Origin of the sequence: Pseudomonas sp. BRM28 (genome assembly GCF_002939405.1) — a bacterium.
Taxonomy (GTDB): Bacteria; Pseudomonadota; Gammaproteobacteria; order Pseudomonadales; family Pseudomonadaceae; genus Aquipseudomonas; species Aquipseudomonas palmensis.
In genome coordinates this window covers 2,865,274-2,881,648 of sequence record NZ_PEFV01000001.1, presented here as the reverse complement: position 1 = coordinate 2,881,648, position 16,375 = coordinate 2,865,274, and the positions used below count along the sequence as shown (strand labels likewise).

8 protein-coding genes are annotated in these 16,375 nt (G+C 66.4%); 6 read left to right on the top strand and 2 right to left on the bottom strand.

Annotation, left to right across the window (positions count from 1 at the left end):
- The first annotated feature begins 155 nt into the window (after positions 1-155).
- The 6 genes from ccsA to CR917_RS13610 all read left to right on the top strand — a co-directional run bounded on the left by ccsA (position 156) and on the right by CR917_RS13610 (position 8,874).
- Positions 156-2,342 carry a cytochrome c biogenesis protein CcsA gene (gene ccsA / locus CR917_RS13635; protein ID WP_256589671.1) on the top strand — a complete coding sequence of 729 codons (2,187 nt, stop codon included), beginning with the start codon at positions 156-158 and terminating at the stop codon, positions 2,340-2,342.
- A 240-nt stretch (positions 2,343-2,582) separates the two neighbouring features.
- The gene (peaA, locus tag CR917_RS13630; protein ID WP_104572475.1) at positions 2,583-4,100 is read left to right on the top strand and encodes a quinohemoprotein amine dehydrogenase subunit alpha; all 1,518 of its coding nucleotides are present in this window, start codon (positions 2,583-2,585) and stop codon (positions 4,098-4,100) included.
- A gap of 72 nt (positions 4,101-4,172) precedes the next feature.
- Entirely contained in the window at positions 4,173-5,603 is a 1,431-nt protein-coding gene (gene peaB / locus CR917_RS13625) for a quinohemoprotein amine dehydrogenase maturation protein (protein ID WP_104572474.1), read from the top strand.
- 1 nt (position 5,604) lies between these two features.
- Complete coding sequence (qhpC, locus tag CR917_RS13620; protein WP_054914481.1) at positions 5,605-5,928, top strand: quinohemoprotein amine dehydrogenase subunit gamma; 324 nt, start codon at positions 5,605-5,607, stop codon at positions 5,926-5,928.
- 31 nt (positions 5,929-5,959) lie between these two features.
- Complete coding sequence (gene peaD / locus CR917_RS13615) at positions 5,960-7,117, top strand: quinohemoprotein amine dehydrogenase subunit beta (RefSeq protein ID WP_082405698.1); 1,158 nt, start codon at positions 5,960-5,962, stop codon at positions 7,115-7,117.
- A gap of 56 nt (positions 7,118-7,173) precedes the next feature.
- A complete protein-coding gene (locus CR917_RS13610; protein ID WP_104572473.1) occupies positions 7,174-8,874 on the top strand; it encodes an AMP-binding protein in 1,701 nt (566 codons plus the stop codon).
- Positions 8,875-8,930: 56 nt separating this feature from the next.
- Here CR917_RS13610 and CR917_RS13605 read toward each other — a convergent pair whose 3' ends face one another.
- Both CR917_RS13605 and CR917_RS13600 read right to left on the bottom strand, forming a co-directional pair.
- A complete protein-coding gene (locus tag CR917_RS13605; protein ID WP_043861235.1) occupies positions 8,931-10,928 on the bottom strand; it encodes a U32 family peptidase in 1,998 nt (665 codons plus the stop codon).
- Between the two features lie 139 nt (positions 10,929-11,067).
- Positions 11,068-16,341, bottom strand: a complete 5,274-nt coding sequence (locus tag CR917_RS13600; RefSeq protein WP_104572472.1) for a putative Ig domain-containing protein — start codon at positions 16,339-16,341, stop codon at positions 11,068-11,070.
- Positions 16,342-16,375 lie beyond the last annotated feature (34 nt).

The window sequence follows — 16,375 nt, the reverse complement described above, 5'->3', positions numbered from 1 at the left end:
TGTCTCAGCCGCCCATCGACTGTCTCAGAACGGCACACACGCACGCACTCCCAGGATGCCTTGAAACCGGCCAAGCTGCTGTTCTGGCAGGTGAAACCTGGCCTGGCGCAGTACTTGTATGGCCGCTTGCACAACAACAAGAAGGAGTGGGCGTCGTGAGCGATCTGCGATGGGATACGTGCTGGCCACCGGCCCTGGGGCTGCTGCTGTGCTGCGCGCTGCTGTGGTGGCTGCCCCAGGTGGGCAACCTGCTGCTGGTGCTGATTGCCGGGCTGGTGGTACTGGGCGCCGTGCGCGCCCGGCTGCGCCAGATACTCTGGCGGCTGGCGCTGGTGGGGCTGTGTGCGGCGTGCCTGAGCCTGGTGATGCACCTGCTGGCCGACCATTTCCAGCTGCGCTACATCTGGCTGTACAGCAGCGCCACGCTGCCGGCCTACCTCAAGGTCGCCAACCTGTGGGGCGGCGATGAAGGCACCGTGCTGCTGCTGGCTACCCTGTGCATGGGCATCGGCGTGCGCAATGCCGCGCTGCCGGGCTGGGCCGGGCGCGCCAATGCGCTGGTGGCGGCCTGGTACACCCTCACTGCCGCCGGGTTGGGGCCGTTCACGGCAACGCCGGCCGACTGGCTGGCGGCCCAGGCGAGCCAGGGCATGAACGCACACCTGCAGACGATCTGGATGGCGTTTCACGCGCCGCTGATTATCGCCGCCTATGCCTGGGCCATCGCCCCGGCCGGTGCTGCGCTGGATGCACTGGCACGTACCGGCAACGCCTACGGTGCGCTGGCATGTACCTACGGCAGGCGCGCCTGGCTGGTACTGACCGCCGGCATCGGCATGGGCATGGTGTGGGCGCTCGAAGACTTCACCTTCGGCCAGCTATGGCACTGGGACCCGGTGCAGACAGCCGCCTTCGCGGTGTGGGCGATGCTCGGCGCGGTACTGCACGGGGCACGGCGCTGGCGGCCGCAGGGCCGCCACTGGCGCGCGCTGCCGCTGTTCAGCCTGCTGACTGCCGCGCTGGCCTGCATCGCCATGTCGGTGACGCGCAGCGAGGTGCTGGCCAGTTCACACCGCTATATCGGTACCACTTCATGGCTGGGGCACCTGGCGCTGGCGGGGGGCATCCTCGGCCTGATGCTGTGGTTTGCCTGGCGAGCGTTCAGGCGGCCGGCGGCGAAGGCCCGCCCAGTGCGCCGGTCGGCTTCGGACTGGGGGCTGGACCTGTCGATGTGGCTGTTCGCCGTGGCCGCGTTGCTGGCGGTGGGCCAACTGCTCGGCGCTCATGTCGGTCAGTGGCTGGCCCTGGAGAAGGCCTCGGAGCTCAAGCCGTTCTTCGAAACCCTGGCCGTGTGGGCCAGTGCCGAGGAGCTGGCCGGTTTGCGCCGGGCCTTCGATCACTGGGACGTGGACGGCCATGCCCTGGGCAAGTGGCTGATGCCCGTCATCGGCTTGCTCGGGCTGCTCGGCGGGTGGGTGTTCCTGCGGCGCAGCCTGCCGGCGCGCTACGCCGGCCTGATTACCCTGGGCATGGCGCTGTGGGTGGCGCTGACGGCCTGGCGCGGTGCCTGGCTGACCTCGCGCTACACCGGCGAAGGGGTGCTGTCCCAGCGCATCGTGCAGGTGCTGCCGTGGCTGGACGCGGCCCTGCTGGCCGGAATGTTCCTGCTGCTGGCGTGCCTGGCCTGGGGCATGCGGGTGCTGTGGCGCAGCCGCCGGCTCGGCACCCTGCGCCATACGGCGCCGTTGGCGCTGATTCACGGTGGGGCGATGGTGGCGCTGGCCGGTGGCCTGCTGGCCACGGCACTCAATACCTACATGCCCATCAATATTGCCCCGGCTTCATCACCGCAGGCGTGGCACCGGGTGGCCGATCAGTTGCAGGTGCGCGTGCTGCCGGTAAGCAGCCAGCAGAACTTCTCGGGCTACCAGGCGGTGGCGCAGGTGCAGTTGCGCAGCGACGACCAGGTCATCGCCGGGCACGCGCTGTTCCAGGACCGGCGCGCATTGCCGCCGGCCTATCAGGGCCCGGTGCGACAGCTGTGCGAAATCCTCGACTACCGTTATGCACGCCATGTGGGCGACCCGGGCTATGTGCTGCACCCCTTCATCGTGCGCGGCTGGGCCCAGGACCTGCAGGTATGGGTACCGGCCTCGCCACGCCTGATGACGGCCGCCGGCACGCTGGACGGTGGCGACGCGATCCAGGGGGTGATCGTGGTACGGCGCTATCCGTTCGTGTCGCTGGTGTGGCTGGGGTTGCTGGCGATGGTGCTGGGTATGCTGGTGCTGCCGGGCCAGGCTCACCCGGCCAGGCAGTGGTCTCAGCTGTCTCAGAGTTAGACAGTCATCGCGAAATTGCACGCCCGGGCAGCGCTTTAATCAATGTTGTTTATCAGGAGTATCCAGTAACTATTTGTTAAACAAGGAATTGATTTTGTTGGCATGCACTCTGCTTGGTGTGAGTCAGATGTGCAGTACAGCCCCTCGCCGGGCGCGGACGATTTATAAAAACAATACCGTGGAGGCCTGACCTTGAAGACAACACGACTCCGGCATTACCTGAGTGCCGGCACCCTGGCCATGCTGGCCTGTGCTGTTCTGCCCCCCGCCGTGGCCGAAGATGGCAAGGCGATTCTCAATGCCAAGTGCATGGCCTGCCATACCCCCGAGGGCAACGACGCCCTGAGCCGCATCAGCCACCAGCGCAAGACCCCCGAAGGCTGGCTGATGAGCATTGCGCGCATGCAGTTGATGTACGGCGTGAAGATCAGCGATGAAGACCGTCGCTCGGTGGTCAAGTACCTGGCCGACAGGCAGGGGCTGGCACCCAGCGAGACCGATGGCATGCGCTACGCGATGGAGCGGCGCCTGAACACCGTGGAGAAGTTCGACGAACCCCTCAACCAGATGTGTGCCCGCTGTCACTCCGGCGCGCGGGTGGCGCTGCAGCGTCGGCCGCTGCAGGAATGGGAACGCCTGGTGGAGTTCCACCTGGGGCGCTGGCCGTCGCTGGAATACCAGATGATGTCCCGCGACCGCGACTGGCTGGGGCTGGCGCGCAACGAAGTGGCGCCCCAGCTGGCCAAGGACTACCCGCTTGAGAGTCAGGCCTGGAGCGACTGGCAGAAGAGCAAGCCGGGCGCCGACGCACTGCCGGGGCAGTGGAGCTTCAGCGGCCACATGATGACCAGGGGCGATGTACGCGGCGTGATGAGCGTGACCCACGACAGCGGCGACACCTTCAACATCGAGGTCAAGGGTCAGTATGCCGACGGCACGCCGTTCAATGGCAGCGGCTCGGCCATCGTATACAACGGCTACGAATGGCGCGGCAACCTGAAGATCGGCGATGTGCGCATGCATCAGGTATTCGCGGCCCTGAACGGCGAGATGAAAGGGCGCATGTTCGAGACCGAGCACGACGAGCGCGGCCTGGACTTCAGCGCGGCCAGGCAGGACAGCCCCCGCCTGCTGGCGGTACAGCCGGCGTTCATCCGCGCCGGCAACGAGGCCGAGCTGACCCTGGTGGGCAGCGGCCTGTCCGGCACCCCGGACCTGGGCGCAGGCGTTGAGGTGGTCAAGGTGCTGGAAAGCACCCCGCAGCTGTTGCGGGTCAAGGTCAAGGCGGCAGCCGATGCCGCGCCGGGGCTGCGCAACGTGGCCCTGGGTGCGCTCAAGGGCGTGGACCTTGCGGTGTACACCGAGGTCGCCGAGGTCAAGGTGGTGCCGGCGTATTCGGTGGCGCGCATCGGCGAGAACGGCGGCACCACGCCCAAGGTGCAGGGCCGCTTCGAGGCCGAGGCGTGGGGCAAGGGCGCCGATGGCCAGCCTTACCGCATCGGCTACCTGCCGGCCAAATGGACGGTGGAGCCGTTCAACGAGCAGGCCAGGGACGACGAGGACGTGAAGTTCGCCGGCACCATGCAGCGCGACGGGGTGTTCCTGCCTGCCGGCGCCGGGCCGAACCCGCAGCGCAGGATGATGGCCAACAACGTCGGCAACCTGAAGGTGATCGCCCAGCTGGAGGAGGGTGGCCTGCAAGGCGAAGGGCAACTGATCGTCACGGTGCAGCGCTGGAACAGCCCGCCGCTGCCCTGACCGCGAAGGCGGTGGGCGAGCGCGTCTCGCCCGGCTTTGCCACGACGAATCGTCACATTTGCGGAGGTCACCATGGGTGCATTATTGAATCTGGTCGAACGTAACCTGCACGAAGTGCGGGTGGACGACGACCGCATGCTGTTCCACATCCCCAGCAGCTCGCTGTTCGCCACCGATGACGTTACCGGCGGCATCATCGACGCCCTGCGCGTGCAGAGCTGCACCAGCGAAGACCTGGTGCTGCGTCTGGCCGGACGCTTCGCCGGGCAGGACGTCAACGAGACCCTGCGCGAGCTGATTGCGCTGGAAGTGGTCAACGACGGCTCGCCGCTGACCCCGGAGCTGGGCATCAGCCGGGTCGAGCGCACAGCGCTCAACACCGTGGTGCTGAACGTCAACACCGGCTGCAACCTCAGTTGCACCTACTGCTACAAGGAAGACCTGGACAAACCCTCGGCCGGCAAGAAGATGGGCGCCGACACCGCCGAGGCCTCGGTGGAGATGCTGCTGCGCGAGTCGCCCGACGAGGAGCGCTACAGCGTGGTGTTCTTCGGCGGCGAGCCGTTGTCCAACCGCCCGCTGATCGAGCACATGGTCAACTACTGCGAGCGCCGCTTTGCCGAGGCCGGCAAGCAGGTGGAATTCATCATGACCACCAACGCCACGCTGCTCACCGAAGAGATCGTCGACTACCTCAATGCCCATCGCTTCGGGCTGTCGGTGAGCATCGACGGGCCCAAGACCGTGCACGACCGCAACCGCATCACGGTGGGCGGGCAGGGCACCTACGACGTGGTGCGGCGCAAGGTCGACCTGCTGCTGTCGCGCTACCGCAGCCGCCCGGTGGGCGCGCGGGTGACGCTGACCCGTGGCATCACCGACGTGGAGACCATCTGGAACCACCTGTTCAACGAGCTGGGCTTTGCCGAGGTCGGCTTTGCGCCGGTCACCTCGGGCGACATGTCCGACTTCAACCTCACCGGCGACGAACTGGTGGAGGTGTTCGCCAACATGAAGGCCCTGGGCCGGCGCTACCTGGAGGCGGCGCTGGAGCACCGCAACATCGGTTTTTCCAACCTGCACCAGCTGATCACCGACATCCACGAAGGCCACAAGAAGGCGCTGCCCTGTGGGGCCGGGCTGAAAATGCTGGCGGTCGACCACAAGGGCGAGCTCAACCTGTGCCACCGTTTCACCGGCTCCAGCCTGCCGACCTTCGGCAACGTGCACGGCGAGGTCAAGCAGGCCGAGCTCAACGACTTCCTGTCCCAGCGCCTGGACCGCAGCGGTACCGGCTGCGACACCTGCCACATTCGCAACCTGTGTTCCGGCGGCTGCTACCACGAAAGCTACGCCCGCTATGGCGACCCGACCCATCCCACCTACCACTACTGCGAACTGATGCGCGACTGGGTGGACTTCGGCATCGAGGTCTACAGCCGCATCATGGCCGCCAACCCGGCCTTCATCAGCAGTTACATCACCCCGCGGAAGGCGCACTGACATGAAACATCTGAAGCCGCTGAACAACAAGGCACTGATTCTGGAACAGGCCGCTGCCGAAGACCGTCTCGAGGAAGTGGTGGCAATGAGCAGCGTGGCCGGGTGCACCGCCACCACCGACCCGGGCTGGGAAGTGGACGTGTTCGGGGGGGTGGCGTCGCTGTGCCAGCCGATGGAGGCAGACCTCTATGGCTGCTCCGACCCGTGCTGGTGGCCGGCCCAGGTGCCGGACATGATGAGCACCTTCCCCGACTGGAACAAGGACGCGCAAAGCTCCGACGAGGGCTGGCGCAACCTCACCACCGTGTTCCCGAACGACAAGTGACCTGACGACAAGAATAAAAAAGGATACCGCTATGAAGCTTCAGTTCATCGGCCGCATGGCCGCGACGAGCTTGGGTCTGTTTGCCATCTGCACCGCTGCCGGTGTCGGCCTGGCCTTCGCGGCCAGCGACGTACCCGCCAACGCGTCGGGGCCTGCGCTCAAGCCGGGCAAGGAATACCTGCTGGCCACCAACTACCCCAACAACCTGCACCTGATCGACGTGGCCAGCGACACGCTGTACAAGACCTGCCAGATGCCCGATGCCTTCGGCCCGGGCGCGGCGCAGGTGGCGCCGGACAAGAAGGTCGCCTACGTGCTCAACAACCACTACGGCGATATCTACGGCATCGAGCTGGACACCTGCAAGACGGTGTTCCATGCGCGCCTGGCGTTCAAGCCGGGCGAGCAGGCCAAGTCGATGCTGTCGCTCGCCGTCAGCCCGGACGGCAAGGAACTGTACAGCGTGGCCAACCCCACGCAGATTCTCAACGACCACTATGCGGTGCAGGCGCCGCGCCTGCAGGTGTACGCCACCGACGCCGGGTTGAACGCCCAGCCGCTGCGCACCTTCGAGGTGCCGAGGCAGATCTCGATCATGCAGGCCGCGGACGACGGTAGCCTGTACATGGCCGGGCGCGACATCTACAAGCTGGACGTGAAGACCGGCCAGTACAGCGTGGCCTTGCCCACCGGCAGCTGGAAGCGCCCGCTGTACAGCCCGCCGGACCTGCTCTACATCTGGTCTCACCAGACCGCCCGGCGTGATTTCTCGTTGCTCTACACCGCCGCCAAGTACAAGGACGAGAAACAGGACGCTGACACCGCCGACTTCGTCTACGGCTACGTCAGCGTCGACCTGACCACCGGCAAGACCCAGGTTCAGGACTTTGCCCCGGTCACCGAGGTGTACTTCACCGGCATGCGCTCGCCCAAGGACCCCAACCAGATGTTCGGCGTGCTCAACCGCCTGGCCAAGTACGACATCAAGCAGCAGAAGCTGATCAAGGCCGCGAACCTGGCGCATTCGTACTACTGCATCAGCTTCGACAAGGCCGGCAGCAAGCTGTACCTGACCGGCACCTTCAACGACGTGGCGGTGTACGACCCGGACAGCCTGGAGCTGGTGGCGAACATCAAGCTGCCAGGCGGCGACATGGCCACCGGTACCGCACAGGTATTCACCCGCTGACTCAACGCAGGCGGGCAACCACCTGCGCCGGCCCATAACAATCACAAGGGGCAACCATGAATCAACCGAGCTATACCCAGGGGCGTCAGGACAAGGACCTGCTCGCCATGACCATCGGCGCGGCGTTCGACGCCACCGCGGCCAGGTTCGCCGCGCGTGAAGCGCTGGTGGTGCGCCACCAGGGCCTGCGCTACAGCTGGCAGCAACTGGCCGAGGAGGTCGAGCGCCACGCCCGGGCCCTGCTGGCCCTGGGGCTGCAGCGCGGCGATCGCCTGGGCATCTGGGCGCCCAACTGCGCGCAGTGGTGCATCACCCAGTTCGCCAGCGCCAAGGTCGGCGTGATCCTGGTCAACATCAACCCGGCCTATCGCAGCAGCGAGCTGGAATACGCGCTCAAGCAGTCCGGCTGCAACTGGGTGATCTGCGCCGACGCGTTCAAGACCAGCGACTACCACGCGATGCTCCTCGGCCTGGTGCCGGAGCTGGCCAGCGTCGCCCCCGGCAGCCTGAACTGCCAGCGCCTGCCGGCCCTGCGCGGCGTGGTGAGCCTGGCCGAGCAACCGCCCACAGGCTTTCTGCCCTGGGCGGGCCTGCAAGGCATGGCCGAGGCGGTGACCGTGCAGGCCCTGGCCGAGCGCCAGGCCGGCCTGCACTGGCACGACCCGATCAATATCCAGTACACCTCCGGCACCACGGGTTTCCCCAAGGGGGCAACCCTCAGCCACCACAACATCCTCAACAACGGCTACATGGTCGGCGAGAGCCTGGGCCTGACCGAGCACGACCGGCTGGTGATCCCGGTGCCGCTGTACCACTGCTTCGGCATGGTCATGGGCAACCTGGGCTGCCTGACCCATGGCTCGACCATGATCTACCCCGGGGATGCCTTCGACCCGCTGAGCACCCTGCGCGCCGTTGCCGAGGAGCGCGCCACCGCGCTCTACGGTGTGCCGACCATGTTCATCGCCGAACTGGACCACCCGCAGCGGCATGAATTCGACCTGTCGAGCCTGCGCACCGGGATCATGGCCGGCGCTACCTGCCCGATCGAGGTGATGCGCCGGGTGATCGACGAGATGCACATGAGCGAGGTGCAGATCGCCTATGGCATGACCGAGACCAGCCCGGTGTCGCTGCAGACCGCTGCCGAGGACGAGCTGGAGTTGCGCGTCACCTCCGTGGGGCGTACTCAGCCGTGCCTGGAGAGCAAGCTGGTGGACAGCGACGGGCTCACGGTACCCCGCGGGCAGATCGGCGAGCTGTGCACCCGTGGCTACAGTGTCATGCTCGGCTACTGGGAAAACCCCGAGGCCACCACCGCGAGCATCGACCACGAGGGCTGGATGCACACCGGCGACCTGGCGGTGATGGACGAGCAGGGCTATGTGCGCATCGTCGGGCGCAGCAAGGACATGATCATTCGCGGGGGCGAGAACATCTACCCGCGGGAGCTGGAGGAGTTCTTCTTCACCCACCCGGCCATCGCCGACGTACAGGTGATCGGCATTCCGTGCAGCCGTTATGGCGAGGAGATCGTGGCCTGGGTCAAGTTCCACCCCGGACACAGTGCCAGCGAAGACGAACTGCGCGAATGGGCCAGGGCGCAGATCGCCCACTTCAAGGTGCCGCGGCACTTTCGCCTGGTGGACGAGTTCCCCATGACGGTCACCGGCAAGGTGCAGAAGTTTCGCATGCGCGAGATCAGCATCGAGGAACTGACCCTGGCCAGGCAAGGCCAGCTGGCGGCCAGGGGGTAGGCCTGCGCCGCCGGGTGCGGGCGGTCATGCAGGGCGCATGACCGCCCGGGCGGCACTCAGTGCGTGCCGCGCGGCACGGTCTTGAGCAGGTCTTCGGGGCTGATATGGCCCACGATGTGCTTCACGCTGCCCGGTTGCGGCAGGTCGAGGATGTGCCCCTTCATCTTGCCGATCACGTGCATCTCGCACGGCTTGCAGTCGAACTTCAGGGTCAGTACCTCGTCACCGTGAATCAGCTGCATGGGCGCAACCTTGGTGCGCACGCCGGTGACGCCCTTGGCCTGTTTGGGGCACAGGTTGAACGAGAAGCGCAGGCAGTGCTTGGTGATCATCACCGGCACTTCGCCGGGCTCTTCGTGGGCCTCGTAGGCCGCATCGATCAGCTTGACCCCGTGGCGGTGGTAGAAGTCGCGGGCCTTCTGGTTGTACACGTTGGCCAGGAACGACAGGTGCGACTCGGGGTATACCGGCGCCGGCACCGTCTCGGCCTTGCGGCTGCCGCGCGGGTGCGCGGCAACGCGGGCGGCGGTGAGGCTCTCGATCACGTCGCGGCGCAGCGCCTTGAGCTGGGAGTTGGGAATGAAGTACGCCTGCGGCGCATCCAGGCGAATGCCGGTGGCGTGGTACTGGGTGGTGCCCAGTTGGCCGAGCAGGTCGTGCAGTTGCTCCAGCGCCTGCTCCGGCTTGTTGGCCGGGCCGAACGGGCCGGGCAGGGTGGCACTGGCGCTGATGCCTTCCTCGCTGGTGGCGGTCAGCTCAAGGCCGTGTTCACGCAACTGCGCGACCCAGCCCAGGCCGATACGGCGTTCGGCCGACGTCTTCTGCAGCGCCTGCTGCCAGTTGTGGTCCAGGTTGCGGCTCAGCGGATGGTTGGGGCGCAGCTGGTGCAGGCCCTTGGGCATCTCGTTGGGCTCTACGCGGTAGCGGTAGCGCTTTTCGCCGTCTTCGTCGAACTCGCCCCTGGCCTCGGCGATGTTGGCACGAAAGCCGACCACCTCACGCTTGACCAGCACGTTGAGGCCGTCGCCGTTGGACAGCGGTGCATGGGTGACCACCTGCAGGTCGCGCTTGCCGACCTTTTCCACCACACCCACCGGCAGGCCGGTGAAGGTGGGCGAATCGAACGCGCCGATGTCGATCTTGCGCTCGCTCACGAAGTAGTCGGTGCTGCCGCGATGGAAGGTCTTGTCCGGGTCGGGCACGAAGAAGTGCGCGGTATGGCCGCTGGAGGCGCGGGCCAGGTCGGTGCGGTCTTCGAGCACTTCGTCCAGGCGCTGGCGGTAGTAGGCGGTGATGTTCTTCACGTAGCCCATGTCCTTGTAGCGGCCCTCGATCTTGAACGAACGCACGCCAGCCTCTACCAGGGCGCGGATGTTGGCGCTCTGGTTGTTGTCCTTCATCGACAGCAGGTGCTTCTCGTAGGCGATCACGCCGCCTTTTTCGTCCTTGAGGGTGTAGGGCAGGCGACAGGCCTGGGAACAGTCGCCACGGTTGGCGCTGCGTCCGGTCTGGGCGTGGGAGATGTTGCACTGCCCGGAGAACGCCACGCACAGCGCGCCATGAATGAAGAACTCGATGGCCGCGTCGGTTTCGTCGGCGATGGCGCGGATTTCCTGCAGGTTCAGCTCGCGGGCCAGCACCAGCTGCGAGAAGCCGGCCTGGTCGAGGAATTTGGCCCGTGCCAGGGTGCGGATGTCGGTCTGGGTGCTGGCGTGCAGCTCGATGGGCGGAATGTCCAGCTCCATCACCCCCAGGTCTTGCACGATCAGCGCGTCGACGCCGGCGTCGTACAGCTGGTGGATCAGCTTGCGCGCCGGCTCCAGCTCGTTGTCGTGCAGGATGGTGTTGATGGTGGTGAACACCCGCGCGTGGTAGCGGTGGGCAAACTCCACCAGCCCGGCGATATCGCTCACCTCGTTGCAGGCGTTGTGGCGGGCACCGAAGCTCGGGCCACCCAGGTACACCGCATCGGCGCCATGCAGGATCGCCTCGCGGGCAATCGCCACGTCGCGGGCGGGGCTGAGCAATTCCAGGTGATGCTTGGGTAGGGACATGTCTTTTTAGTCTGGCTGGTCACGGTAGCCGCGCATTGTAGCCGCGCAACGCGCTGTCGGCACCTTTGCCGACAGGCGTCATGCAGATTGACCAGCCCCCTTCGCCGGTGAGGCCGGCAAAGGGGCGCCAGGGCAGGGGTCAGAAGCGCCCGTCCAGGCCGATGCGGAACATCTCGTTGCGCTCGTCGGTGGCCAGCGCGGTCTTGTACGAGAAGCCCAGGCGCCAGCTCTGGCTGAGGCTGAAGTCCAGGCCCAGGTCCAGGTCGACGAAGTTGCTGTCCATCGGGTCGGGTGACAGGCGATACAGCACGCCGTCGTTGGTCTGGTCGGTGTAGCGCATGCGGTAGTCGTCGCTGTGGCTGAAGTTGTGACCCCACGCCAGCCCGACCCGCGGCGTGAGCACGCCGGCGCCGGTCTGGATGTCGTAGCCGCTGCGCACGCCCAGGAACGAGGTGAAGGACCGCTGGCGCTGTTGTTCGTACGACAGCCCGTAGATACCGCCGCCCCGTTCGCTGAAGTCGTCCAGCTTGGTGAAGCTGGCATTCAGCCGTGTGTACGGCGCCAGCGACAGGGCGCCTTCGCGGTACTCGTAGCTGGCGGTCAGCGAGGCGAACAGCTGGTCGGCGTCGCGCGAGCCATGGGCATAGCCGTTGGACGGGTCGGCAGTGACGTAGCGGCGCGAGTCGAAGCGGATGCGGTTGTAGCCCAGCAGTGCATCGATGTAGATCTCCGACAGCGGGTTGACGCTCAGGTACGCCGCCAGGCCCAGGGCGTCGGCCTCGCTGCGGGTGTCCCGCTCGCCGATGTCGGCGCGGTCGTTGCCGTAGCCAAAACCGATGCCCACCACGGCCCTTGGCGACAGGCGATAGTCGACGCCGGCGCTCAGTCCGTAGGTGACGAAGCTGTTGTCCTTGGCGCCGCGTGCGTGGTTGGAACCGGTGTTGATGAAGCCATCGGTCCAGTAGGCCACGGCCTCTTCGACGCACTCGCCTGAGGTGGCGCGGGCGGTGTCGCGCTGCTTGCGACGGGTGTCGTCCGCGTCCTCGTCGTCATTGCCCTTGCCGTTGCCTTCGAGCTCGTCGCGCAGCGCCTTGCCCAGGCTGCCCAGGCCGAGGTTGTCGCGGCCATGTTGAACGTTGGCGTTGAACGAGTTGCGGTCACAGGTAGGGCGGTGCAGTTGCTCCAGGCGCCGGTTGAAGTTGTCCATCTGGGTGCTGGCAAAACGATCCGCTGCGCGCGATTGCGCGTTGAGCAGGCCGATCACTTCGGCGTCCTTGCTGGGGTCGGGACGTGCCTGCACGCTGAAGGTCACGGTGCCGGTCGCGCTGGCACCGCTGGTGCTCTCCAGGCTGAAGGTGACCACTGCTGTGCCGGCAAAGGCAGCGGCAGGCACGAAGCGCAGGTTGAAACCGGACAGGGCGGCACGCGCTGCTCGCGCAGGGGCCATCGATGTCAGGCTGGCATGCCCGGCTGACGCTGGGCTCAACGACAGCACGCGGGCGCGCAGGAACGGCCCTCCGGTGGCCCCACGGGTAAGGTCGACGCTGGCGACAGCACCGGGGCTGAGCGCCTCGCTGGATGACACCACGGTGACCACCTGGGCGGCGATCGCCAGGGTAATGCTGCGGCTGCCGGTGGCGCCGTTGGCATCGGTGGCGGTAACGGTCAGCGTGGCGTTGGCGGCCTCGGTCGGCGTGCCGCTGATCACCCCGGTCGCCGGGTCGAGCTGCAGGCCATTGGGCAGGCTGCCGGCGCCGATGGCGTAGCTGTACGGCGCCATCCCGCCGCTGGCACCCAGGCCGAAGCTGTAGGCGCTGCCCACGGTGCCTGGCGGCAGTGGGCCGGAGGCCGGGCTCATTACCAGCGTCGGTGGGGTGATGGTGAGGCTCACCGTGGCGGCTGCCGAGGTGCCGCCCGGGCCGGTGGCGGTGTAGGTGAAGCTGTCAATGCCCGAGTAACCGGCAGTCGGGGTGTAGCTGATGCGGGTGCCACTGACCTGCGCAGTACCGTGCTGTGGGTTGCTGGCCACGGCCACGCTTGTGACCGGGGCACTGCCCAGGCTCAGGGTCAGCGGGTTGTTGCGGCTGTTGGCGGCCACACCGGCCGACACGTTGCCGACCACGGGCGCCTGTGCCACGACTGTCAGGCTCAGCGTACGGCTGCCGGTGGCACCGTTGGCATCGGTGGCGGTAACGGTCAGCGTGGCGTTGGCGGCCTCGGTCGGCGTGCCGCTGATCACCCCGGTCGAGGTGTTGAGTGTCAACCCATTGGGCAGACTGCCGCCGATGGCATAGCTGTACGGCGCCATCCCGCCGCTGGCACCCAGGCCGAAGCTGTAGGCGGTGCCCACGGTGCCTGGCGGCAGCGAGCCTGACGCTGGGCTTAGCACCAGGGTTGGCGGGGTAACGGTAACGTTCACCGTGGCAGGTGCCGAGGTGCCGCCCGGGCCGGTGGCGGTGTAGGTGAAGCTGTCAATGCCCGAGTAACCGGCAGTCGGGGTGTAGGTGATGCTGGTGCCACTGACCTGCGCAGTACCGTGCTGTGGGTTGCTGGCCACGGCCACGCTGGTGACCGGGGCACTGCCCAGGTTCAGGGTCAGCGGGTTGTTGCTGGTGTTGGCGGCCACACTGGCCGACACGTTGCCGACCACGGGCGCCTGCGCCACGACTGTCAGGCTCAGCGCCTGGCTTGCCTGGAAACTCTGGCTGTCAGTCACCCTGACGGTGAAGCTGGTGGTGCCGGGTGCGGTTGGCGTACCGGTCAGGCTGCCGGTCGGGGCCAGGGCCATGCCGGACGGCAGGGCGCCCGAAACGATGGTGTAGCTGTACGGCGCGGTGCCGCCACTGGCACTGATGCTGGCCGTGTAGGGCACGTTCTGGGTGGCGTTGGCCAGTGTGGTCGTGCCGATAACCACGGTGGGTGGCGTGATGGCGAGGTTGACGGTTGCAGGCGCCGAAGTCCCCCCCGGGCCGGTGGCGGTATAGGTAAAGCTGTCGATGCCGGCATAGCCTGGGGTCGGGGTATAGGTGAAACCCGTGGCCCCGGTGATGCTGACGGTGCCATGTGCAGGGGGTGTCACCACGGCCAGGCTGGTGGTCGGCCCCCCGCTGAGGCTTGCGCTGATCGTGCTGGCGCCGCTGTTGGCTGCGAGGGTTTGGTTGATATTGGCGGCTACCGGCGCTTGCTGGCCAACCACGAAGGAATAGGGACGCACTCCGGTGAATCTGTTGGTATCACTGGCCCGCACCCCGAAAGTGAACGTACCGGCGGTGGTTGGTGTGCCACTCAGGGTGCCTGTGCTGGTAAGGCTCATTCCTGCAGGCAGCGCGCCGAAGGCGATACCGTAGTCGAAGGGTGCAACCCCACCGCTGGCGCTGATCGACGTGCTGTACCCCGTGCCCACCGTAGCTGCGGGCAAGGTAATCGGCGTGATGTCTATGAAGGGCGTGGCAATGGTGAGGGTATAGGACTGACTGACGCTGGTGAGGTTGCTGGAGCTGTCGACCGCAGTGACGCTGAAGGTGTAAGTACCGGGGCTGGAGGGGCTTCCGGTCAGGGTACCGGTACTGGAAAGGGCGATTCCGGTCGGTAGGCTGCCACCGTTGATGCTGAAGGTGTAGGGCGCGACACCCCCACTGACGGTGAGCTGTTGGCTGTAGCTGCTGCTGTAAATGGGGGCTGGCAATGTCGCCGGGGTGATGGCCATGCTGCCGGCAACGATGGTCAGTGTATAGCTGCGCGTGCCGGTGTAGCTGAACGCGTCGGTGGCCCTGGCCGTGAAGCTGAAGTTGCCGCTGCTGGTCGGCGTGCCGCTGAGCGTGCCGTTGGATGCCAGGGTCAGGCCGCTGGGCAAGGCTCCAGATGCAAGCGAAAAGGCGTAGGGCGCGTTACCCCCGCTGGCAGCCAGCGAGGTGGTGCTGTAGGCGATACCGGCAGTACCCGCAGGCAGTGATGCAGGGGCGATGCTGATGGTCGGGGAACCGACGGTAACGGTCACGGTCGCCGGGGCAGAGGTGCCTGCACTGTTGGTGGCGGTATAGGTGAAGCTGTCCGTGCCTGCATAACCGACCGTGGGTGTGTAGGTGACGCTGGTGCCGCTGGCCGTTACTGTGCCGTGGCTTGCTGAGGTACTGATGGCCACGCTGCTGGCGACGCCCCCCGAGAGGCTGAGTGTGACAGGGTTCGCGCTGCTGTTGTGGCCGACAGAGGCGCTGACCGGGCCGGCAACCGGCGGTGCAATGTAGGTGAAGGCATTGGTCAACGACGCCGAGCCGGCGGCAGTGGTGACACTCACGTTGACCACGCCGGCGTTGCCGGCCGGGATTGTGGCGGTGATCTGGGTGGGGCTGTTGATGGTCCAGCCGGTTGCCGATACCCCACCAAAGGTGACGCTGCTGGCGCCGGTCAGGCCGGTGCCCGTGAGGGTCACGCTGGTGCCACCGCCGATGGGGCCTGAGTTGGGGGTGACGGTGTTCAGGGTCGGCACGGCGAGGTAGGTATAGGCATTGACCGAAGTGGCACTGCCCCCCGGCGTGGTGGCCACGACATTGACGGGCCCGGCGGCATGCGCGGGCGCAATGGCGGTGATCGATGTCGAACTGTTGACGGTGAAGCTGCTTGCCGGTGTGCCGCCAAAGGTGAGGCTGGTGGTGCCGGTCAGGCCTGTGCCTGAGATAAACACTTGATTGCCGCCGGTGGTGGCGCCGGAATTGGGCGTAGCGATGGTCAGGGTCGGTACGGCGAGGTAGGTGAAACCATTGGTCAGCGTGCTCGTACCGCTTGCCGTTGTGACCGTCACGTTGACCGGGCCTGCCGTGTAGGCGGGGACGGTGGCGGTTATCGAGGTCGGGGAAACGACGATGATGTTGGTAGCGGGCACACCAGCGAATGTCACGTCGGTGACACCGACAAAATTGGTGCCGGTCAGGGTCACAGAGGTGCCGCCGATGGCGGGGCCGCTGCCGGGCGATACGGCGGTCAGGGTCAGGGGCGGTGTTGCGCCTGTGACCTTGAGGGTGTAACGGGCCTTGCCCACGACGTCGTTGCTGTCAAGGGCCGAAATCCAGAAATCGTAGTTGCCGATGGCTGTGGGGGTGCCATGCAGGGTGGTGGTCGCACTTCCAGGCGACGTTTCCAGAACCAGACCGGGCGGCAGGCAGTTGGTCGGCATGCTGGTGTCATCCTGGTCACATTCGTACCACTCGAAGATCGGCATGGCGCCGCCGGTGGCGGTGATAGTGAAAGTGTCTATCGGTGTGTTGACCGCCACATCCGGCAGGGCGGTGCCACTGGCGGGGGAAAGGGTCGGGGCGGCACTGGCCTGGCCGCACAGCAGCAGCGAGACGAGCATCAGGCCCAGCAATGCAATGCTGCGGGCCATGCGGTGACGAAGGTCAATCAGGGATCTGTTCATGGGGCTTCCTGCCAGGTAGCGGTATTACTCGCTT

Coding starts and splice junctions, on each gene's coding strand:
- CR917_RS13610 (WP_104572473.1), top strand. CDS start 7,174: ATGAATCAACCGAGCTATACCCAGGGGCGTCAGGACAAGGACCTGCTC.
- CR917_RS13605 (WP_043861235.1), bottom strand. CDS start 10,928: ATGTCCCTACCCAAGCATCACCTGGAATTGCTCAGCCCCGCCCGCGAC.
- peaB (WP_104572474.1), top strand. CDS start 4,173: ATGGGTGCATTATTGAATCTGGTCGAACGTAACCTGCACGAAGTGCGG.
- peaD (WP_082405698.1), top strand. CDS start 5,960: ATGAAGCTTCAGTTCATCGGCCGCATGGCCGCGACGAGCTTGGGTCTG.
- peaA (WP_104572475.1), top strand. CDS start 2,583: ATGCTGGCCTGTGCTGTTCTGCCCCCCGCCGTGGCCGAAGATGGCAAG.
- qhpC (WP_054914481.1), top strand. CDS start 5,605: ATGAAACATCTGAAGCCGCTGAACAACAAGGCACTGATTCTGGAACAG.
- CR917_RS13600 (WP_104572472.1), bottom strand. CDS start 16,341: ATGAACAGATCCCTGATTGACCTTCGTCACCGCATGGCCCGCAGCATT.